The organism is Nonomuraea thailandensis (assembly GCF_024172165.1).
GTDB lineage: Bacteria > Actinomycetota > Actinomycetes > Streptosporangiales > Streptosporangiaceae > Nonomuraea > Nonomuraea thailandensis.
The window spans coordinates 825,819-846,974 of record NZ_JAMZEB010000001.1 but is presented as its reverse complement, the minus strand read 5'-3'; the positions used below and the strand labels follow the sequence as shown (position 1 = coordinate 846,974).

Sequence of the window (21,156 nt, the reverse complement as noted above, 5' to 3'; positions counted from 1 at the left end):
CGTCTTCCCCAGACTGCATGGCAAAGCCCCGATGTGCTGAACCTGTCGTATGTGCGCGTCTGCGTGCTCAACGCCTCCCGCTCGGTTCTGCGGCGGCGTGGCGTGGCCGCCATCAAGGCGCCGGCACCTGGACGTCCGGACGAGCCGGCCGACTCCCCGGAGACGGCCGCGCTGCTGGGGGAGTCGCGGCAGGAGATGCTGACCGCGCTGAGCCGGCTGCCCAGGCGCCAGCGCGAGGTGCTCGTCCTGCGCTACTACCTCGACCTGTCCGACGCCGATATCGCGTGGGCGACGCGGGTCAGGCAGAGCACCGTACGGTCCACCGTCTCCAGGGCCTTGGACCGACTCGAACGCGAGCTGGGAGGCAAGCGCCGGCGCCGGGACAGTGCGTGACGACGGGCGGCCGCGTGCCCTGTCTCTGCCGCGCCCGCGTCCATGGGCCGCCCGCTATTGGGTGCCCTCAGCGGTTGCGGCCGCCATCGTGCTCGTGATGGCGATCACCTTCGTGCTCACCCGCTCGGTCGTCCCACCGGTCCCGGCCGTTCGTCCAACGCCCAGTGCCGGCCCCTTCGCGCCACCGGTCGAGCAGGTGTGGCCGGATGCGATGCACGAGATCCCCGGCACGACGCCCGGAGGCCGGGCGTTCAGCCCTCAGGTGTTCGTCTCCAGCCGGGTGGTGGTGGGATACGGGATCACTAGGAACCGGCCGGACAGTGTCTGGTCGTACGAAGTGGGCAAGCGCAGATTCACCAGCATCGTGCGGCCGGACAGGCTCAGAGGCCTTTCCTTGGTCTCCGGCGACGGCCACCTGGCGTGGTGGGCCGTCCGCGACCGCAAGATGGAGATCTGGGTCGTTCCCGTCACCGGCGGGGTCCCGAGGCGCCTCGCCTCGGTCGCCGGCATGATGAGCAGCAACAATGAGATCGTCGGTGCTGACAGCCTGGCCATCGCGGATGACGCCGTGGTGTGGTCTCCGGCGGAGGGGGGCGTCTACCGGCTCCCGCTGAAGGGCGGCAAGCCGACTCTGATGAGCGGCACCAGGGGCCTCCATCTGGTCGAGTGGCCCTGGGCGGGCTCGCCGCGCGACGCCCGCTTGCCGGGTCCTCCCGTAGCTCGCCCGATGGAGCGCTTGAAGAACGTGCTCACCGGCGAGATCAGGAACGCCACCGCCCCGCTGGCCGCAGGTCGTGGGACGAGTGCGGGGTGACGTGGTGCCTCGGAGGCATGGAGGCGCGACGGCACCGGTTTTCGCGTCCTCCCTGGTCATGGACGTTACATAAGCGATCTTCAGGCGGACCGATACGTCCTGCTTCGCCAGTACGGGCAGTCGGGCCTGCTGGCCACCGCCGTGCACGACCTCGCCACAGGACGCACCGGCCTGCTATTCCGAAACCCGGAGCACCGCGGCGGCAGGTCCCGCTCGACCATCCAGACGCAGAACGGAATGATCCAATACCAGACGGGGCGCGGCACGCACGTTCTGGTGAACCTCGTGCGGTGATGGTGGCACGGAAATTGCGTGACGCAGCCTATAGGAGTGGTCCAGATCGCCCTGCGTGTACACCGCCGCGCGCCTGGAGGGCGGGGTCGTCCCAAGCCGCTCCATCCGCCTAGCCTCCATCGATCACCTCACCCGACACCCTCCTAGGCCTCTTTCTGGTACCAGGCGGAGATTTGCGCACGGGAGTTGAAGCCGAGTTTGCCGAGAATGTGGTCCACGTGCGTTTCCGCGGTCCGCTGGGATACGGCGAGCCTGGAGGCGATCTCCTTGTTGCTGCATCCTTCCGCGATGAGGCCGGCGACCTGCAACTCCCGGCGAGTCAGGGGCGAGGGTGCGGTGGAGGGCTTGTCCTGCTCCAGAGACGCGGGCTCTTCGTAGCTGAGGACATAGGCGAAGGCCTCGTCGACGTCGAGTTCGGCATACCTGTCGAAGGTGTCCTGAAAGGCCTGTTCGCCTAGCTTGTCGCGCAGGTGTGCCTTCCAGGTGTCGTGAGCCTGTGCCAGGGGGACGAAGCCGGGCAGCGTCACGCCGATGGAGTGGCGGAAGGCATGGGCGATGCCCATCAAGGCAGCCGCCCTGCGCATGGTGCGCTGCTCTGCGGCGCAAGCCCATGCCATGGCCTCGATGTCCCAGGCGGGGAACCAGCGGTCGTCTGTACCCTGCTGCAGGCGCAGGCCGTCGAGGAAGAGCGCGTTCGCGGTCTTGGCGTCGCCCGCCGCGAGCAGCCTGTCCAGTCCTGAGGTGTACAGGCCCCAGGCCAGGAGGGTTCGGGCTCCTTTGGCCTCGGCCATGTCGCGGCAGGAGCGGGCGAGATCGGCCGAGTCCGGTTCCTGGTGGAAGGCCGCCGCCATCGACAACCACAGGGAGGTAAGGAAGATGTTGTTGCGTTCTCGAGCGTCGATCTGGTCCGGGTGGAGTTCGGCGTACCAGCCGAGGGCGTCGCGGAACCGGGTCACCGCCTGCTGCAGGTCGCCTTGGAGGAAGTCGGACAGCCCTGCGAGGCTTTCCACGAAGCCGCGCAGTCGTTGGTCGCCGCTGGCCCGCGCCCGGTCCATGCACGCGTCCATCAGGTGTTGTGAAGTCGCCGTGTCGCCCTGGAGCAGCGCGGCCTTGGCGTTCACCGCCAGCGCGAGCGCGGTCCTGGCATCTGACGCCTCGCCCTTTCGCAGGGCGCGGTCGAGCCAGTGGCGCAGCTCGGCGTGGGCGCCGTAGGAGATCCAGTATTCGAAGAGTTCCGATGCCATCAGCAGGCCCTGCTCCAGCTCGCCGTCGCTGGCGAGGCAGAACTCCAGGGCTGCCCGGATGTGGGGCCATTCCTGGCCGATTCTCTGGATCCAGGCCACCTGCTCAGAGCCGAACCAGCCCTCGGCCGCGGCATCGCTGACCTGCTGGTAGTGGTCGCGGTGCAGGCGGCGGACGTACGCCTCCTCCCCGCTCGCCGCAAGCTTGGCGGCCCCGTACTCCCGGATGGTCTCCAGCATGGAGTAGCGGGACCGCCCGTCGCAGGGGTGGCAGGTCAGGATGGACTTGTCGGTCAGGCCCGCCAGGGCGTCCACGACCTCCTGGTCCGTCAGCTGCCCGCTTCTGGCGACGGCCAGGGCGGCGTCGGTGTCGAAGGGGGCGGGGAACACCGACACTCGCGTCCACAGGAACTGCTCTCGGAGATCGCACAGGTCGAAGCTCCAATCCACGGCGGCCAGCAGGGTGCGGTGCGTCGGTTCCGCGGCACGAAGGCTCCGGGTCAGGAAGCGGTAGCGATCGCTCAGCCGGTCGTAGATCTCTTCTGTCCCTAGGACACGCACCCAGCCGGCGGCGAGCTCCAGGGCCAGTGGGATGCCTTCCAGACGACGGCAGAGCTTCGCAATGGTGTCCTGGTTGTGCTCGTCTATCCGGAACGCGGAGTCGGCCATTCGCGCCCGCTCGGCGAAGAGCTTGACCGCGTCGTGGAGGGGCGCGTTGCCGTCCTTGGCGCGCTCGGCCTCTGCTGGCACGTCGAGCGGCGGCACGACCATGATCACCTCGTCTTCGAGGCCAAGGCGCTGCCGGCTCGTCGCCAGAATTCGCAAGCCGGGAGCCTGATCCAGAAGCGACGCCGTGAGCGTGGCGGTTGCTTGGACCAGGTGCTCGCAGTTGTCGAGAATGAGCAGGGCCTGCTTGTCGCGAAGGAATTGCGCCAGCGTCTCCTGCGAACGACGCGCCGAACGGTCTCGCAGGCCCAGTGCAGTCACGACGATGCCGGCCAGCAGGCTACCGTCGTGCAGCGAGCTCAAGGCGACCGACCACACCCCATCGGGGAAGGAACGTTTCACCTCGCGGCCGACCTGCAACGCCAGCCGCGTCTTGCCGACGCCGGCCACACCAGTGAGCGTCAGCAGCCTCGTGCGGGACAGGAGCTGCTTGGCCTCCGACACCTCGCGGTCGCGGCCGATGATCGCCGCCACATCGGCGGGGAGGTTCCCGCTCTCCTGCGGCGATGCCGTTCGTGCCATGGTGAGACCAATCGCCTGCATCTCGAAGTTGGGGCCGCGCGTTTCCGGCCTCGCTGTGGCGCGCGCCCTCGGCCGTGAAAGCCCCGTGCTGACCGCGCCGGCCGCTGCAGCAGGGAGCCTGCCGGGCGTCACTCGTCCTGGGGCGGCGTGACATGGTTGACGTACCAGGCCGCAATCTGGGTGCGGGAGGTGAAGCCGAGCTTTTCCAGGATGTGCTCGACATGACCCTCGGCCGTGCGTTGAGAGATGACCAGCCGGGCGGCGATGTCCTTGTTGCGCACGCCTTCGGCGATGAGCCCGGCCACCTCGAGTTCTCGCGAGGTCAGCGTTGAGAATGGTGGCGCGAGCGCCGGTGCCGAAGCGGGCACGGGTGCGGGCTCGGTCCGTGGCGTGGCCGATTCCTGCAGGGCGAAGGCGATGGCTTCGTCGAAGTCGAGCGTGGCACCCGCCTCGACAGCCTTCTGGTAGTTCTCCTCACCGAGGCGGGAGCGCAGCGACGATTCGCAGGCGCGGTGGGCGTCGTGGTAGGCATGGAATCCTTCCAGCGTCACCTCCACCAGGCGCCGCATCATGCGGGCGGCGCCGATGAGGTGCGCGGCGCGCACGTCGCGCCCTTGGGCGGCGGCGGTCCAGGCGAGCGACTCCACGGTCCATGCCGGGCTGTTGCGGTAGCCGGCCGACCGCTCCAAACGCAGGCTGGAATGGAACAGCGAGGTGGCCTGCTCGAGGTCGCCCGCGCGCCAGCGCTCGACGCCCGCTGTCCACATCCCCATGGAGATCTCGCCGCGAGCACCCCCCGCCTCGGCGATTTCGCGGCAGCGTGCCGTCCAGAGTCCAGCGCGGGGATCGCCCGCGAAGATCGCGGCCAGGGTCAGGGAGAACGCCGGCATGAACGCGTCTCGCAGGACTCTGTTGGCAGGGGTCTCGCCCAGGTGGTGCTCGTACCACTTCACGGCTGGGTCGAGCAGGCTGACCGCCTCCTGGTATTCGCCCTTCATCAAGGCCAGCCGTCCTGAGAGGAACTTTCCCATGGCCGTCGCTTCGTGGCTGCCGCTGTCGTCGGCCAGGGACCGGCACTCCTCGATCAGCGGTTGGGCGATGTCGCGTCTGCCCTGCATGAGAGCGAAGTGCACGCCCACTGCCAGCACGTCGAATCGTGCCCGTGGGGGGATCTGCTTGTGCTCGAGCAGCCGGTTGAACCAGTGCCGGGCCTCGGCTGGACCGCCGAAGAAGGTCCAGTATCCGTACAGTGAGGTGAACATGCGTATCGCTTCCTCGACGCGAGGGTCGTCGCCGAGGTAGTAGTCCAGCGCGGTTCGGAGGTTCGGCAGTTCGAGGGAGACGGTGATGTAGCACTCGAGCTGGTCCGGGCCGAACCAGCCGTCCTTGTTGCGTTCGGCCAGGCTCTGGTAGTACTCGGCGTGACGGCGGCGCAGCTCGGACGTCGCCTCGTTCTTGGTGAGCCGGTGATGGCCGTATTGCCGCAGGCTCTCCAGGATCCGATAGCGGGAGCGGGAGCCGTAGGCCCCGCTGATCACGATGGACTTCTCTACCAGCGCCGCCAGCAGCGGCAAGACGTCCTCGCGGGTGAGCGGCTCGGCCGAGCAGACCTCCTCCGCCGCCGGCAGGTCGAAGCACCCGGAGAACACCGACAGGCGTTCCCACAAGATCTGTTCCTGGGGCGAGCACAGGTCGAAGCTCCATTCGACCGCAGCGCGCAGCGTCTGATGTCGCGGCAGGGCGGTGCGGTATCCCTGTGTCAGGAAATGCATGCGGTCACCGAGCCTGTCGATGATCTGCTCGAGCGTCAGGACCCGCAGCCACGCCGCCGCTAGTTCGATCGCCAGCGGGATGCCGTCGAGCAGGCGGCACAACTGCGTCGCCGGGGCAGGCAGAGAGGTGATGTCGAACTCGGGAGCGACGTTCTTCGCACGCTCATCCAGCAGCGCCAGGGCGTCGTAGCGGAGGAGACCGTTCTCGGTGAGCGAATCGTCGGCGCCGGGAAAGGAAAGTGGCGGCACGATGAACACGGTCTCACCTGGCACGCCCAGCGATTCGCGGCTGGTCGCCAGCAACTGCACCTTGGGTGCCATGGTGAGCAGCGTGTCGGCCAGCCGGGCGCACGCCTCCACCAGGTGCTCGCAGTTATCCAGGACCAGCAGCAACTGCTTGGCTCGAAGAAACTCGATCATGCTCTCGGTCGACGGCTGCGGCACCTCGTCCTGCGTCCCCAGGGCCTCCGCGATGGCCACCGCGAGCAGGCTCTCCTCCTGTACGGGTGCCAACTCCACCAGCCACACCCCGTCGGGAAAGGCCCGCTGCACCTGGGCTGCCACATAGGCGGCCAGGCGCGTTTTGCCGACCCCGCCCGTGCCTGTCAGCGTCAGCAATCGGGTGCCGGACAACAGTTGCCGTACCGTGGCGATCTCACGCCTCCGGCCGATGATCTCGCCTGAGTAGGCCGGGAGGCTGGCCTGGAGATGTTCGGTTGCCGATCGACCCATGTGGCGAGTATCTGCCCCTGACCTGCCCGAACGTAACAGGTGAACGGTCGAGGTCTGGCATAGGTATGGCTAACGGGTCCTAACGGAACGACCAGGGGAAGAGCACCGGGGCCGTCGGCTGGGGGACGGCGAAGGGGGACGCCGCCGCCGGCCTTGTATCGGGTCCGCGATGGACCGCAGGAGGGGTTTGTTGCTCTGTGGGGCCATGGGCAACCTCGCCTCCAGCAGGACGCTGTGGCATTCACAGGGCTCCGTGACTCGGTGCCGGACGGTCACGACGATCTTGCCGAACTGGGGCTCGATTTCATGTAGTGTGCTCCTCTTGCGGTTTAGGGCGATTAAGAAGCCTTCTTGAGGGCTGGGTGCCGGGGAGCAGGAGTGCTGGTGCGGCCTTTGGGGCGGCCCGGACCGGCTTTGGAGGGTTTCGGCGGGGTAGCTGGTGGGCCGAGGGTGATCAGTAGCCGGGGGAAATCGCGGCGAACTCGGCCTGGAGAGAGCCTGCGGTGGTGGTGGCGGCCCCAGGGGTAGCGTTGATCTTGAGCGAGGCGGCGGGCGAGCAGGATGTGGGTGTAGGCGGCCAGCAGGGTCCAGCTCCAGCGCTCGGTTTGCTCGGGGTGACGCAGCGCCATGCTGGTCCAGCCGAGCACCTTCTTGAGGAACTTCAGATAGTGCTCGATCTCGAATTGGCGAAGATATGATCTCCAGCACCGGTCCAGGTCGGGGTTGCCGTGGCCGGACCAGAACAGCCACATCGGCTTCGGAGTGGGCTTGCGCCCGCCGGGCAGCCGTTCGACCTGGACTCGGATAACTGTGCCGGACAGGATCGGCGCTTCGGCGCGGTCGGCGAAGTAGTCCTTCTTGTCGATCTTGGGGTGCAGGCCGTGCCACGCCTGGACGGTGACCTGGCCGTAGTGCTCATCGTGAACGGACAGTTGCTGGTCGGGCTCTCCCCAGGTGGCAGGGCGAGCGCAGGAGAACTGATTGCCGTGGCGGCGGGGGCGTCCCGGGCGTCCGCCGTTGCCCGCCGGGCGGGACGGCGGATCGCGATACAGCAGCCGGTCGTTACGGATGCGCACCAGCACCTCGACATTGTCGTTGCCGCTCACAGTGTGCACTCCGCACAACGCGTGATGGACATCAACGGGCAGGCCGGCACACCAGCGGGCGTGCTCGCCGCTCACATCGGCCTCGCCGTGCAGCTCGTAGACCAGCACGGCCAGGTCGTATCCGGCATCGTGGACGAACAGCTTGCGCCCTGCTCGCCCAGCCGTCCGCAGCCGGTCGGCCAGGGCACGGATCTGGCAGACGGCGGCCAGCGTCTGCGCCGGACCACCGGTGGCCACCCGAGTCACGTCCATCGGCGCGACCCACGAATTGTGATCGAGATTGAGCTGGGTGACGTGCTGCCAGGCCCACCCGGGCACCCCGCCCTCCACGCCACCCGGTCCCGACAGGTGATGCCACTCCCGCCCAGGGCTGGTCTCGGCATACGGACGCGGGTGCGTACTGGCGTCTACGGCGAAGGTCAGCGGCCAGTCCGCCGGGCCCGACCGCATCAGCAGCTCACGCACCCGTCCGGCATCGATCGATCCCGCCGCTAATCCGTCGTACAGGCTGCCCCAGCTGCGGCGGAACACCGGCTCCAAACTCAGATACGGCAGCGACGTGATCGTCGGCGCGCACAACACGGCGTCGGTGAGCTCGAACAACGCGTTCCCGCGCCTGGTCAGGCAGTCATGCCAGCCCGCCTGGAACTCCCGCAGCCTCGCCATCTCCGACGAGCTCATCGTCGATGGCTCTCCCGCCCGCGGCGGCGTAACCGGCGTACTGGACTCCACGACCATTGTTATAGATCTTCGTTTCTGACGGGCGTCCATCGGCTGTCCCTCAGTTGGTAAGCGGGCCTTCGTCACCGAGCCGGTGCTCGCGTGTTATGCGCTGTCCGCCCCGCCAGACGCCGAGGATGTCGAGGGTGTGGTCGATGTCGGCCGTGGGATCGCCGTCGATGAGCACCAGGTCGGCGCGGAGTCCGGGCGCGATTTTCCCCCTGTCGGTGAGGCCGAAGCAGCGGGCGGGGGCGGCGGTGGCGGCGGTCAGGGCCTCCCGGGGAGTCAGGCCCGCGGCCACGAGCCGGCGCAGTTCATGGTGCAGGGTCGCGCCGTGGGCGGTTCCCATGTTGGAGGCGTCGGATCCGGCCAGCACGGTGACGCCGACGTCGCGTAGCTCTGCCAGCATATGGGTCGCCACGTCGAAGTCGTGTCGTGCTCCTTCGCCGAGCGGCACGGTTTCCATGGTGAGCATGCGCCGTGCCCCTTCGCCCAGGTATGGCGTGACCCGGGGGTCTGTGGCCAGTTGCCGGCCTTGCGGCCTGCCGAACAGCTCGCCGAGTACGGCGAGCGTGGGAATCACCACGGTTCCCGTTGCCGCTAGCTCATAAGCGAGCTCTGGGGCGGGCCGGTCGATGAATAAGTGGCCGAGCACGTCGACACCTGCTGCGACTGCCAGCCGGGCCGACTCCGCGGTCAGCGCATGGGCGACCGCCAGCCTGCCGCTGTCATGGGCGGCGGAGACCAGCGCATGGAGTGTCTCGTTGGGCATCGACGGGGTCGGCACGCCCACGGTCGAGCCGTCGTCGAGAAGGATCTTCAGGTAGTCGGACCCCTCGGCCAGCCGTCCGGCCACGAAGGCGTCGGCCTGCTCGGGGGCGGTGAGCGTGGGGAAGGGCGGCAGGAGGCCCATCTCGACAAGGTACCAGCCGTATCCGCCGGGAATCGTGGCGGCGGTGCCCGCGGTGCGCAGGTCCGCCAGCTCGGGAGCGGCTGCGGCCGTGGCACGGAGCTTGGCGGCCTGGACGGGGTCGGCCATCATGTCGAGGACGGTCGTGACCCCGAATGCCGAGGCCTGTTCCAGATCGCCGGGGAAGACGTGCGCGTGCGCGTCGATGAGGCCGGGTATCAGGGTGGCCCCGCGCCCATCGACGACGACCGCTCCGGGCGCCTCTGCCTCCCCAACTGCGGCGATCAGCCCTTCAACAACGGTGACGTGCGCGGGTGAAAGAACCTCCTCGCCGTCGAACACCTTGACGTCGCGGAATAGCAGCATGGCGAGCTCCTTTACATACATGCAGCTACGTATCTTTAAGGAGCATACATGCCCGCATGTATGAGAAACTGTCCGTCATGCGAAGAACTGCGGAGGAGGCGGCGGCCACCCGCCGCGCCCTGCTGGTCGCGGCCCTTGCGGAGTTCGCCGAGCTTGGTTACGCGGCGGCCACCCTCGCCGGGATCGCCGCACGGGCAGGAGTCACCCGTGGCGCGCTCTACCACCACTTCACAGACAAGGCCGCGCTCTGCCTGTCGGCGATCAGCGAGCTGTGGGCCGAGGCCGCGACGCCCGTCTGGAACAAGCTCGACGGCCCAGAACCACCTCTCCGGCGCGTCGCCGACTTCCTCATCGCGTTCTTCACGGCGCTGGAGGAGGATGCGACGTTCCGGGAAGTGTTCGCACTGTCGATGCGCAGCGCGGAGGGCGCACCCGAACTGGAACGCGGCCTGCACGACAAGCAGGCCATCATGGAAGGCTGGCGGCAGCAGATGGTGCAGCTACTGAGCAAGGCCGAACTCCGCCCGGGCATCACCCCGAACACCGCAGCGCTCGCGATCATCACCGCGGTCAACGGCACCGCCGCCACCTGGCTGGCATGCCCTGCCCTGTTCTCACCCGCACAACAAGCCCAGTCACTCGCCGACGCCATCCTCCACGGCTTCGCCAAGCCGCGGAATACCGCCCAATAGACAGACCTCAACCGGGCCAACGGCATCCGCCGCTCGGGCCCCGTGGCGCTTCACGTACACACGCTTCAAAGCCCACAGCCGATCCCGCCGCAGCATCCGTTTCTCAAATGATCATCTTCACGAGCCGAGAACCCACTGCGACCTTAAACGCAAGCCTCTGCGACGTCCGCCAGGTCGAAGGTGCGGTTGATCACCGAGGCCTGGATCGTAGAGCCAGACGCTACTGATCGGCGGATGAGATTCTCCATGCCGCCAAGTCTTTGATATCTGTCTGATCGTCTACATCAATGGATGATTGACTATGATTGTGACATGGACGTGCTCAGTGACGCGATCATCGCCATGCGCACCGGTGTCCCGCATTCTTCACGCACGCTCATGTCCGCGCCATGGGGCATGCGGTTCACGCCCTCCGACGGGGCCGGTTTCCACGTCATTTTGCAGGGCACCTGCTGGCTCCTACTGCCCGGGCGGGAGCCGATTCGGCTCGGCCCTGGCGACGTGGTGTTCCTCGCGCACGGGCGCGGGCACGCGATTGCGGACGATCCCACGACGCCGCTGACCGACGTCATCCAGGAGCAGGACGGGAACTGGGTGCTGAGCGAGGAAGCGGAGTTGCCGCAGGGCGCGGGCCCGGCCACGCTCATGCTGTGCGGCGCCTATCGGCTCAGCCGGACGCGGGCACATCCGCTCCTCAGCGGACTCCCTGATGTCGTCTATCTGCCGGCCAGAATCGGCACACATCCGGCGCTGCGCGCCGCCGTAGAACTGCTGGGCACCGAACTGGAACGGCCAGGGGCCGGCTCTGACGCGCTGGTGCCGGCGCTGCTCGACTCGCTGCTGCTCTACATCCTGCGGGCCTGGCTCCACGAGCACGGCGAGCAGGCGGTCACCGGCTGGTCTGCCGCACTGGCCGACTCGGCGATCGCTGCCGCCCTGCACGCCCTGCACAGCGACCCCGCCCGCCCATGGACCGTGGAGGAGCTCGGTGCGCGCGCCGGTCTGTCGCGTGCGGCCTTCGCGCGACGGTTCACCACGGTCGTGGGCCAGCCGCCGCTGGCCTACCTGACCTGGTGGCGTATGACCCTTGCCAGCCGGCTTCTGTCTACCAGTGACGTCTCGCTACGCGTCGTCGCCGAATCTGGCGGTTACTCCTCGGAGTTCGCCTTCGCCAAGGCATTCAAGCGGGAGTTCGGGATGTCGCCCGGCAGATATCGGAGACAGCACGACAACCACGACAACCACGACAACAAGGCCATGACATAGGCCTATCACCAAGGCCACTATTGGGGCTGATGCTGTTGGCCAGGTCGGCGGCGCCTGATCGTGCGCGGGCTCTCCGGCCTGGCCTTCCCCTCGTAGCGTGGAGACCGAACCGGGAGAGGTTTGGTCGTGGCAGCAGTCACGCGGCGGCGCTTTGATCCGGAGTTCCGGGCGGGCGCGGTGCGTATCGTGAAGGAGACCGGCAAGCCCGTCGCGCAGGTGGCGCGGGATCTGGGGATCAGCCCGTACACGCTGCACAATTGGGTGCAGATGGATCGGCTGGACGAGCAGTACAACGGCAACGGGGGCAAGGCGCTGGAGGAGTCGGAGCAGGAGGAGCTGGCCCGGCTGCGGCGGGAGAAGGCCGCGCTGGTCAAGCAGCACGCCCAGGAGAAGGCTGCCTGGGAGAAAGAACGCGAGCAGCTGGAAGACGAGCGTGACGTGCTCAAGCGTTCGGTGGTCTTGTGGGTCAAAGAGGCGATGGGCCGATAAGCGTGGCGGCCTTCATCAGCTCCCAGAAGACCGAGCACGACGTCGACCACACCGTCTCCTGCCGGGCGCTGGGCGTCTCGCAGTCCTGGTACTACAAGTGGAAGAACCGCATCGGCCAGGAGACGCCGACCGCCCGGCAGCGCCGGCGAGCCGACCTGGATGCGGAGATCACCCGCTCGTTCGAGGCGTCCGGCGGCACCTACGGCTCGCCGCGCATCGCCCGTGACTTGCATGAGGCGGGCTGGCGGGTGTCGGAGAACACGGTCGCGGCGCGGATGGCCGAGCTCGGCCTGGTCGCCCGTGTGCGGCGCAAGCCGCGCTCGCTGACCCGCCAGGGCAAGCGGCCGGCCGCCCCGGATCTGGTGCGGCGGAAGTTCACCGCGGTCGCCGCGGACGTGCTGTGGTGCGGCGATGTGACGCAGATCGACACCGGCGAGGGCAAGCTGTATCTGGCCACGGTCGAGGACCTGTTCTCCCGCCGGCTGCTCGGCTACGCCATGTCCGGGCACCACGACGCCGCGCTGACCTGCGCCTCACTACAGATGGCGGTGGCCACCCGCGGCGGCGACGTGAACGGGGTGATCTTTCATTCGGATCGCGGGTCGGAATACACGGCTGCCCGCTACCAGGAGCTGTGCCGGCGCCTGGGCGTGGTCCAGTCGATGGGGCGGGTGGGCTGCGCGCTCGACAACGCCGCGGCCGAGGCGTTCAACAGCACGCTCAAGGTCGAGTACGTGCACCGCCACCGGTTCCGCACTCGGGCCGAGGCCCGCCTGAAGATCGCCACCTGGATCGCCGACTTCTATAACACCACCCGGCGGCACAGCGCCAACGACGGCCTGCCGCCCATCACATTCGAACGTCTGATGATCGAGAAGAGACAAGCCTCATCGGCCCTGCTGAGGACCGCTGTGGCATAGAACCGTCTCCACGCTTTCAGGGGATTGACAGGCCGCCGGGTGCTTTAAGCGTGCCATGCGGCTGCGATCAGGCCCCGCGCCGCATGGGCCGATCGGCGGCGTCCCGCCATGGCCCCTCACTGATGACCGGGAGGTCGTGGCATTTGTCGCGGAAGCTCGGCTGCGGCAGACTGTCGATCGGCTCCAGGGCTTCTTGCGGCGAGCGCGCGGCTCAGGCCCGCAGAGGGGTGCCGGTCTCGAGTAGAGTCTTGAGGCTGGCGATCACCTCCGGCCACCCTTCGGTGACCGTTTCGGCCAGCATGCTGTCAGGGCCGAAGTCGTCGTGGATGACGGTCAGCTTGACCCTGTGCTCGACCTGTTCGATGTCGAAGGTCACCTTTGAGCGCCGCTCTCCCGCCAGCCTGCCGAGGAACTTCTGCCCCCACCCGAACCGCTGCGCCAGCTCCGGCGTAAAGCTGTGCCAGGTGTACGACAGCCGGCGACAGGGCTCGGAAACCAGCACCACCTGCTCGGGATCGACGATCACCACGCCATGGTTGTCCCAGGTCATCACGGACCCCGGCGCCCAGTCCGTCGTGAACGTCGTCTCCCAGTAGCGCCGGGTGAAGGCGGAGTCGGTCAGGGCCTGCCACAGCCGTTCGGGCGTGGTGCCGATGTAGGTCGTGTACACGAACGAGGGCTTGCCCTTCCGGCTCTCCTCCAGAACCTTCTTCAGATCGGCCAGGGCATCAAGCCGGGCCTGGTTGTAGCGGCTGATCCATCGTTCGGCGATCTCGCTGAGAGGCGCGGCGTTGAGGTAGTGCAGCTTTTCCCGGCCCCGCCACACAGTGCTCATCAAGTTGGCCGCCTCCAGCACCGCCAAGTGCTTGCTCACCGACTGCCTGGCCATGTCCAGCCCGGCGCACAGTTCCTGAAGTGTCTGTCCATCGCTGGCCTCGAGGCTCTCGAGCAGCCGCCGACGGCTGGCATCGGCCAGCGCCTTGAAAACCTCATTCATCGTGCCATCCCAGATATGCAGCCGTCAGGCTGCACTTTACCTTAAGCAGCCATTTGGTTGCATGTCAAAGTGTGCGCTGGCCTTGTCTTAGGGAGTATGCAGAGGCCGGCGTTCCAGGTGAGAAAATCTGGGAGGCCGAGGTGTAGCGAATCGTGTCGTGGCAGGAATCGAGCGGGGATCGACAGCGATCCGGCTTGTCCGCCCGCATCCACCGATTGTAGTTTCAGTCTGTCCAGAATCCGGAGGATGATAACCATCGGATGGAACGCTCCGGACCCGGCGCTGACTGCCGTGATCAGCCGGTAACGCGACGAATGTCCTGAGCGGGCTACGGCCTTTCTCTTCCTGAAGAGCTTCCGACATGACAGGTGAAGAACGTTGCCCTCTACTCCCGTGGTCATGCTGACTCGTGGAGTGCCTGATCCGTGCCATACCTTCGAGATCACCGCAGTGCTCACGCCGGAGGCCGTGATCCGAGGTGCAGGTGAGATCGCGACGGACGCGCGCGTCGCTCTCGTCGATTCCCGCACCATGCACGACAGGCCGGCCATCGTCGCGACCCTGCTCTTGTGGAATTCCGGCCTGGCCGTCGTGGTCGGTGATCCGAGCCGGGTGCCCGATGACCTCGTCACTCCCATCGACGCGTATATGGCAGCGGCCGAGGCGGAGGGCAAGCGGGTTCAGACGGAGCTCCTCATCATGGAAGACGCGATGCACTTGTATGACGACATAAGTGAGATCGCGCGAGCGTTCGAAACGTACCGGGCCTCATGAAACCGCCGCCTCAACGCTTCCGTGTGGCCGTGCTCTTCGGCGGGGGCGGCGCGGAACGGAGCGTCTCGGTCGCCAGCGCGGTGCAGGTGGTGACGGCCCTGCGCGAGCGCGGGCACCAGGCGGACGCCTTCGACACCGGCGAGGGCCGGCTCGGCCCCGCCGAGCAGGAGAGCGGGCCACGGACGCCGGTCGCCGCGGTGCCGCTCGCCCTGGCGGCTCTGCGTCATGGAAGGGTGTCGCCCAGGCTGGTCCAGGAGCTGCTGGACGCGGATGTGATCTTTCTTGCGCTGCATGGGGGAGCGGGCGAGAACGGCGTCATCCAGGCGATCCTCGACACCGCTGGGCCGCCCTACACCGGTAGCGGCCGCCTGGCGAGCACCATCGCCATGGACAAGGATCTGACCAAACGGCTCTTGCGGGCCGCGGGCATCCAAACCGCTCCGTGGAGGCTGCTGCGGGCGGCGGATACCGTGACCGATCTTCCGCCGTTCGACGGTCCGATGGTCGTCAAGCCCAACGCGCAGGTCTCCTCCATCGGGCTCAGCCTGGTCAGGGAGCACGAGCAACTGCCGGTCGCCGTACGTCTGGCGCGCGCGCACGACGCGGACGTGCTCGTCGAACGTTTCGTGCCGGGACGGGAGTTTGTGGTCGGTGTGCTCGACGGTGTGCCACTGGCCGTGGGGGAGATCTTGCTCGGCGACAAGGCGATCTTCGACTACGAGGCCAGGTGCCGGGCCGGCGAATCCCTGCACGACTTCCCCGCGGACATCTCCGCCGGCCTGCAGGGAAAGTTGCAGTCGCTGGCGGTGAGGGTGCACGCCACCCTCAGGCTCGGCGCGTACAGCCGGGTCGACTTCCGCATGGACCACGAGGGCGGGATCTGGTGCCTGGAGGCGAACACCCTTCCCGCACTGACCGCCACGAGCTTCTTCCCGCAGTCGGCACAGGCCGCCGGGGTCTCCTTCCCGGACCTCTGCGAACGAATCTGCCGGCTGGCCGTACGCGCGTGACGGTGGCCGGCTTCGAGTACCTCGCCATGCACGCGAACGGAGACCCGCTGCTGGACCGCCGTTCGATCACGTCAGTCCGAGTCCGCCGCAGAGACCGCGGACTCAACTGGCAGTCAAGCAGCGCTCTATGGCAAAAGATGCGCTGTCCGCGAGTCAGCGGGCCATCTACGATTGCTGCGACGATCAACTCCTGATGCTGTACCTCACCCGATATCGCCGGGCGCTTTTATAGCAAGGAGGCAATCGCTGGTCAACAGCGCGCATGCCTTCAGAGATTCCCATCACCGAACGGGCTGCCGTGCCACGGCGGGCTCTGTCACCGAGCCATGTCCGGACAATTCCCCTGCCGTTTTGTCATGACCCCATGGGTGAACCGGCTGCGACAAGGAGAGCATGATGAGGGTACGAATGCGCATCCGGGCGCAGATTCTGGCCGCGTTGCTCTGTGGCGGGCTCGTCGCCGCCGGCACAGGAGTACCTGCCGGTGCCAGGGGAGCTGCCGCGGAAGCAGCGCGACCAGCGGCTTCCGATCCGGGATCGCCCGGTACCCAGACCGACCCTCCGCAGGCACTGGACGTCCTGGATCAGCGCGATCTTCAGCCCTCCGGGACGTTCTCGTGGCGGACCACCGGCCGCAACGTGCACGCCTATGTCCTTGGTGACCGGATCTCGACGACGCACACCACGTTCGGCGGCCGAGCCGTCAACGGACCCGACTTCACCGGAAATCCGCAGTGCCCCCTGTTCGACAACTGGGGCACCGGGCTGGCCAGCGCCGTGGGCGGCGCGAGGCACGGGGTGGCCAAGGAGGTGCGGATCATCGGAGTGCGGGTGATGGCCTGCGCCAACACCACCACTCCGGAACGGCTTGTCCAGGGGCTGGACTGGGTGACCGCGAATGCCGTCAAGCCGGCGGTGGCGGTGCTGAACGTGGCGGTCGGCGCGGACTCTGCCGTTGACGCGGCGGCACTGCGGCTCATCAGAAGCGGTGTCACGCTGGTCGCCGACTCGGGCATGGCCGATTCCTCCGGCGATCGTGACTCGACGAAGGTGTCGCCGGCCCGGCTGAGCGACACCATCACCGTCGGGCGGACCTGGGGAGACCTCATCGAGTCGAGAATCACCCGCACCGGCCCCAACGTCGACCTCTTCGCGTGGTTCTCCGTCATGGCCATCGGCGGCGGCAGCGACGAATACGCGCCTACGCTGAACTCTGCCGGCCTGGTGGCCGGAGCCGCCGCCCTTCTCCTGGCCGAGCAGCCGGCCTGGACCCCCGCCCAAGTGCAGCAGGCGCTGGTGAACCAGGCCACGCCCGGCCTGATCCGCAACCCTTCGCCCGAGGCACCGAACCTCATGCTCCACGTGGGCCCGTGAGGACATCCGTGCCGGGACACGGATCCGCCCGACCGCTCGCAGTCGTGCTCGCGAACCCGCCGCCGTTAGAGGAGTTCCGATGAATCCACGCCGTACCCGCACCGCGGCGGCGCTCGCCGTCTCCCTTGTCCTGACCGTTCCCCTCGCGGCCGGACCGGCCCAGGCCGTGTCGCAGTCGCCCCTGTCGGAGGCGTTCGCGCGCGCCGGTGCCGCCTACGACGTGCCGGGCGATGTACTGGCCGCGCTTGCCTACTCACAGACGCACCTCGACGGTCATGACGGAAAGCCGAGCGCCTCCGGCGGCTACGGCATCATGCACCTGGTCAGCAATCCCGTCACCCGAACCCTTGAGAAGGCGGCTGAGCTCACCGGTGAGCCGGTGGCGGCGCTACGGACGAACGACGCCGTGAACGTGCACGGCGGCGCGGCGTTACTGCGCTCCCACGCCGACGAGCTGGGGTTGAGCGTGGTCGCGCGCAAGGATCCCGCGGCGTGGTATCCGGCTGTGGCCGCCTACACCCACGCCTCCTCGCCCGAGGTGGCCCGGTTGTTCGCCGAGGGCGTCTACGAGGTGCTCGGCAGAGGCGTACGGGCGAAAGCCCCATCGGGGGAGGTGGTGGTGATCGCGCCGCGGTTTCTCCGGCCGGAACGCGGCGGCTACGAGAAGGTGCCCGATCCGCGAAGTGACTTCGGCGCCGCCTCGGTGGACTATCCGTCCGCGCACTGGGTGCCGGCGTCGAGCAACAGCTACAGCGTCGCGAACAGACCGGTCAGCTCTGCGATCGACCGGATCGTCATCCACGTGGCCCAGGGCTATTACGCCGGCACCATCTCCTGGTTCCAGAACCCCAACAGGCCCTCGAATCAGCTGGTGTCCTCGCACTACGTCGTGCGGTCGTCGGACGGCGACATCACCCAGATGGTCCGCGAGAAGGACATCGCCTACCACGTCTACAACCTGAACAGCAGATCGGTCGGCATCGAGCACGAGGGCTTCGTGTCGGACGCGACCTGGTTCACCGATGCGATGTACCGCTCGTCGGCGGCGCTGACGCGTAACATCGCCGACCGGTACGGCATTCCGAAGGATCGGGCCCACATCGTGGCGCACAGCGAGGTTCCGGGCAACGACCACACCGACCCCGGACCCTACTGGGACTGGAACCGGTACATGCAGTACGTCACCGGCGGAACCGGCCCGGCCCCGGGCAAGTACTGGGTGGACACCTTCGCCGACGCCCCCGGGTACGCCACGCCGGGCGGCACCCGGACCGGGACCCTGTTGCGGGGAACCAACTACGTCTACTGCCGTACGTGGGGACCGATCGTCCAGTCGGGGAATTCGTTCAACCATTGGTGGCTGAAGACCGATCTGGACTCGGGCAACCCGTGGCAGAACCAGTGGGTCTCGGCCTACTACCTGTCGCGCTGGGGAAACGACGAGGCCAAGGACAACAACGGCAACGACATCCCCGACTGCATGTGAGGCCCCACTCCGCAGCCTGGCGACCGGCGGGCCGACGGCTATACTTGCATCATGAAAGCTATGGTCCTAGAGTTCTTGCATGATGCAACACGCTGAGCAGCGGAACTTCACCGTCGCGATGGAGGCGCGCTCCAACCCGAACGAGGGTGGGGACATGCCGGCTCACCAGGCCGTCGCCATCGAAGCCCGCACTCAGTCGCATGGAGACCGTCGGCGCCTGAGCTGACCGGCGATCCGGCAAGACGGTCGTGATCGCCGGCGCCGGCTGGCGTAGCAGCCCGGCCAAGGCGCTGGAGCGTGAGTACGCCGGCGTCGGCTCTCAGCCCGAGCCCGGTACCGCACCCACCCCTGTATGACACCACGGAGATCTTCATGACAATTCTGACCCCCGGCAGCCTTCTGCTCGGCAGCACCCAGCCCGAGGAGCTGCGCGAGTGGTACCGCAACGCGCTCGCACCGGAACACCAGGGCGAGGGCCCGCTCGACCTTGGCGGTTTCCTGCTGGTCATCGAGCGGCGCGACGACGTCGAGGCCAAGAACGACGAGCCGGGCCGATCCATCCTCAACTTCCACGTCGACGACTTCGACGCCGCCGAGAAGCAGCTCCACGCAGCCGGCGTGGACTGGCTCCTGCCCGTCGAGGACCGCCCCTTCGGCCGCTTCGGCACCTTCGCCGACCCCGACGGCAACTACCTCCAAATCATCCAGCTCAAGGGCGACGCCTAGAACCAGCCCAGACGCCGCCGCTCTCCGGTTCACAACCGAACCGGAGAGGTGTGCCGGGTTGAGCTTGCAGCTCCTTGAAGCCTCCATCCTGGACGGCGGGTCAGGGGATACGGTGACGGGGAGTTGATCGGCAAGCGGAAGAGCCCTGGTGCAAGGGTGTCGATCGAGGTCAACCGGTCCACCAGAGGCTTCGAGTTCCTGTTCCACGTGCCACGCAGTCGTGGTCTTCACGGGGACGCTGTCCTGCGTGTCCGGCCTGATCCGCTGAGACCTCGTCTGGTACCACATCCGCCAAGCTCTGGCACCCGGCGAACAGGCCGGCACCCAGCTGAAGACGTGACGCGATCCGCGCCCAACTCCGCCGCTGCGCTCCTCGCGCAGGTCACCTCGTCGGAGCAATCCTCATACCACAGCTTCGCGAGATCAGATGTAAGACCTCACTTGTCAATCCACAGCCACCAGCGAGAGCCTCCCATCCATTCGGAATCGAGCAGGCAGTTGGGGTGCTTGGGGTGGTAAAAACTTGCCCGATACCAGCATTCATCTTCGACGTAGAACGGACCCTCCACGACGTATTGTGGACCTTCGCCGTTCCTGCTGTTAGCGGGCTGAATCGCCTGAGCAGGAGATGTCAAGGCAGTAATCATCGAAAGGCCCGCCATCGCGAGCGTACCTACCTGCATCGCGCGTTTGATCAAGATCAACCTTTTCCTTTCCTGGCATGGCCCGATTTCGGGCATGAACGTTTGATCTGCCTTTATAAAAGATCGGCGCGGGGTTACATGCAACAGGAATGAGAGCCATGGACCGCCTGATTTCTGCCATCCAGGAAATTGCAGGGGGTTGAAGGGCCAGGCGGCATGGCCCGTCCGTTCGTGATGGTCAGGCCCGATGTGAGTGAGGGATTCGCCGGGGCCGACGTCTCCTGGGCCGATGGTCACGACCTCGTAGCCGGGTGGCCCGGCCGCCGCCACATTTCGGGCCCGTTCTCGAGTCTCCACACCAGCGCTTGCTCGCCCCGAGCCGGCCCACAACGCCGTCCTCGACCACTTCCGCGAACGCCGCGACGGTCCCCTCCAGCGGCACCTGGGAACCCTCGACGTACACGTGCGCGTGCAGGAGGTCCAGCTTGTCCACGCCGAGCCGTTCCCGGCTGCGCTTCGAAGATTCCCGGATCACCTCGGCGGACAAGCCTTCGAGATCAGGGTGAGGCCGGTCGCGGGAGCATTGGACCGCCCTCCGAGTTTGGTGGCGATGACGCTCTCATCCGTGATGCCGCGGCTACGGCGTCAGCGGCCGAGCGGCGCCTCACTCTCTCGGCTCTGGGTGCCTCCGTCGCCACGTTGAAGATCTGGAAGGTCCTCGTCCGGCTGCGCTGCTGCCCGCACCGCGCCACCATGATCGTGCAGGCCATCCTCGTCCTGCAGCTCATCGAAGAAGGCCGCTACTCAGGATGAAAGTGCTCGATGTTCACCACCCTCACAGCGACGCAGGCGGCCGCTGGCGCACAGACCGTTTCCATCCCCTATTGCCCAAGCGGCTACCTGTGTCCCCTCACCGCATCGGGCTCCCCCTGGACGGTTCTCGTTGAGGAAGGCGACCGGTGGAGCTTCCCATCCGGGCTGGAAGTTGTGGGCGTGTCCAACCAGACGCAGCTCAACTACTGTGTCGGGGCAAGTCTGTTAAGCTACCGCCTGGCGCCCGGGCGTGAGGTGAGTCACTCTCACACCGCGCCGTCGGTCGGTCCGAGCGGGTTCTGCGTCTCCTGACGCGTTGCGCGGGCGAGGTGCGACTTACAGCTCGGGCAGGTAGCGCCTGCTGATCCC

17 protein-coding genes and 2 pseudogenes are annotated in these 21,156 nt (G+C 67.3%); 12 read left to right on the top strand and 7 right to left on the bottom strand.

The window, feature by feature from the left end; genetic code table 11:
- The first annotated feature begins 33 nt into the window (after window positions 1–33).
- Together HD597_RS04065 and HD597_RS04060 are read left to right on the top strand one after the other, a co-directional pair.
- Entirely contained in the window at window positions 34–393 is a 360-nt protein-coding gene (locus HD597_RS04065) for a sigma-70 family RNA polymerase sigma factor (RefSeq protein WP_253740320.1), read from the top strand.
- Between the two features lie 97 nt (window positions 394–490).
- The gene (locus tag HD597_RS04060; protein ID WP_253740319.1) at window positions 491–1,207 is read left to right on the top strand and encodes a hypothetical protein; all 717 of its coding nucleotides are present in this window, start codon (window positions 491–493) and stop codon (window positions 1,205–1,207) included.
- A gap of 437 nt (window positions 1,208–1,644) precedes the next feature.
- Here the strand turns inward: HD597_RS04060 and HD597_RS04055 are convergent, their stop codons facing one another.
- The 4 genes from HD597_RS04055 to HD597_RS04040 form a co-directional block, all read right to left on the bottom strand.
- Window positions 1,645–4,011: an ATP-binding protein gene (locus tag HD597_RS04055; RefSeq protein ID WP_253740318.1), complete on the bottom strand. Its 2,367-nt coding sequence runs from the start codon at window positions 4,009–4,011 to the stop codon at window positions 1,645–1,647.
- A gap of 107 nt (window positions 4,012–4,118) precedes the next feature.
- Window positions 4,119–6,494 (bottom strand): LuxR C-terminal-related transcriptional regulator, encoded by a 2,376-nt coding sequence (locus tag HD597_RS04050; protein ID WP_253740317.1) that lies wholly within the window; start codon window positions 6,492–6,494, stop codon window positions 4,119–4,121.
- 338 nt (window positions 6,495–6,832) lie between these two features.
- Window positions 6,833–8,281: a transposase gene (locus HD597_RS04045; RefSeq protein ID WP_253740316.1), complete on the bottom strand. Its 1,449-nt coding sequence runs from the start codon at window positions 8,279–8,281 to the stop codon at window positions 6,833–6,835.
- A 100-nt stretch (window positions 8,282–8,381) separates the two neighbouring features.
- Window positions 8,382–9,596, bottom strand: a complete 1,215-nt coding sequence (locus tag HD597_RS04040; protein ID WP_253740315.1) for an amidohydrolase family protein — start codon at window positions 9,594–9,596, stop codon at window positions 8,382–8,384.
- 56 nt (window positions 9,597–9,652) lie between these two features.
- Here HD597_RS04040 and HD597_RS04035 point away from each other — a divergent pair, with 56 nt between their 5' ends.
- The 4 genes from HD597_RS04035 (at window position 9,653) to HD597_RS04020 (ending at window position 12,963) form a co-directional block, all read left to right on the top strand.
- Window positions 9,653–10,288, top strand: coding sequence for a TetR family transcriptional regulator (locus HD597_RS04035; RefSeq protein WP_253740314.1), 636 nt, complete (start codon window positions 9,653–9,655; stop codon window positions 10,286–10,288).
- Window positions 10,289–10,600: 312 nt separating this feature from the next.
- Window positions 10,601–11,554: an AraC family transcriptional regulator gene (locus tag HD597_RS04030; protein WP_253740313.1), complete on the top strand. Its 954-nt coding sequence runs from the start codon at window positions 10,601–10,603 to the stop codon at window positions 11,552–11,554.
- A 126-nt stretch (window positions 11,555–11,680) separates the two neighbouring features.
- Window positions 11,681–12,043 (top strand): transposase, encoded by a 363-nt coding sequence (locus tag HD597_RS04025; RefSeq protein ID WP_253740128.1) that lies wholly within the window; start codon window positions 11,681–11,683, stop codon window positions 12,041–12,043.
- A 2-nt stretch (window positions 12,044–12,045) separates the two neighbouring features.
- Window positions 12,046–12,963, top strand: a complete 918-nt coding sequence (locus HD597_RS04020) for an IS3 family transposase (RefSeq protein WP_253740213.1) — start codon at window positions 12,046–12,048, stop codon at window positions 12,961–12,963.
- Between the two features lie 211 nt (window positions 12,964–13,174).
- On the opposite strand, the gene HD597_RS04015 is transcribed toward HD597_RS04020, so the two are convergent.
- Entirely contained in the window at window positions 13,175–13,960 is a 786-nt protein-coding gene (locus HD597_RS04015) for an ArsR/SmtB family transcription factor (RefSeq protein WP_253740312.1), read from the bottom strand.
- A gap of 393 nt (window positions 13,961–14,353) precedes the next feature.
- Here HD597_RS04015 and HD597_RS04010 point away from each other — a divergent pair, with 393 nt between their 5' ends.
- From HD597_RS04010 to HD597_RS03990, 5 genes are all read left to right on the top strand, one after another.
- On the top strand, window positions 14,354–14,734 hold the full coding sequence (locus tag HD597_RS04010) for a hypothetical protein (protein WP_253740311.1): 381 nt from the start codon (window positions 14,354–14,356) through the stop codon (window positions 14,732–14,734).
- 23 nt (window positions 14,735–14,757) lie between these two features.
- A complete protein-coding gene (locus HD597_RS04005; protein ID WP_253740310.1) occupies window positions 14,758–15,744 on the top strand; it encodes a D-alanine--D-alanine ligase family protein in 987 nt (328 codons plus the stop codon).
- A gap of 408 nt (window positions 15,745–16,152) precedes the next feature.
- A complete protein-coding gene (locus HD597_RS04000; RefSeq protein WP_253740309.1) occupies window positions 16,153–17,118 on the top strand; it encodes a S8 family serine peptidase in 966 nt (321 codons plus the stop codon).
- A 79-nt stretch (window positions 17,119–17,197) separates the two neighbouring features.
- On the top strand, window positions 17,198–18,604 hold the full coding sequence (locus tag HD597_RS03995; protein WP_253740308.1) for an N-acetylmuramoyl-L-alanine amidase: 1,407 nt from the start codon (window positions 17,198–17,200) through the stop codon (window positions 18,602–18,604).
- A gap of 372 nt (window positions 18,605–18,976) precedes the next feature.
- Window positions 18,977–19,330 (top strand): VOC family protein, encoded by a 354-nt coding sequence (locus tag HD597_RS03990; RefSeq protein ID WP_253740307.1) that lies wholly within the window; start codon window positions 18,977–18,979, stop codon window positions 19,328–19,330.
- Window positions 19,331–19,767: 437 nt separating this feature from the next.
- On the opposite strand, the gene HD597_RS03985 is transcribed toward HD597_RS03990, so the two are convergent.
- Together HD597_RS03985 and HD597_RS66650 are read right to left on the bottom strand one after the other, a co-directional pair.
- A complete protein-coding gene (locus HD597_RS03985; RefSeq protein ID WP_253740306.1) occupies window positions 19,768–20,028 on the bottom strand; it encodes a hypothetical protein in 261 nt (86 codons plus the stop codon).
- 184 nt (window positions 20,029–20,212) lie between these two features.
- Window positions 20,213–20,536: pseudogene (locus HD597_RS66650) on the bottom strand (aldo/keto reductase); the annotation flags it as partial.
- A gap of 125 nt (window positions 20,537–20,661) precedes the next feature.
- Here HD597_RS66650 and HD597_RS66645 point away from each other — a divergent pair.
- Window positions 20,662–20,787, top strand: a pseudogene (locus HD597_RS66645) (IS5/IS1182 family transposase); the annotation flags it as partial.
- Between the last annotated feature and the right edge of the window lie 369 nt (window positions 20,788–21,156).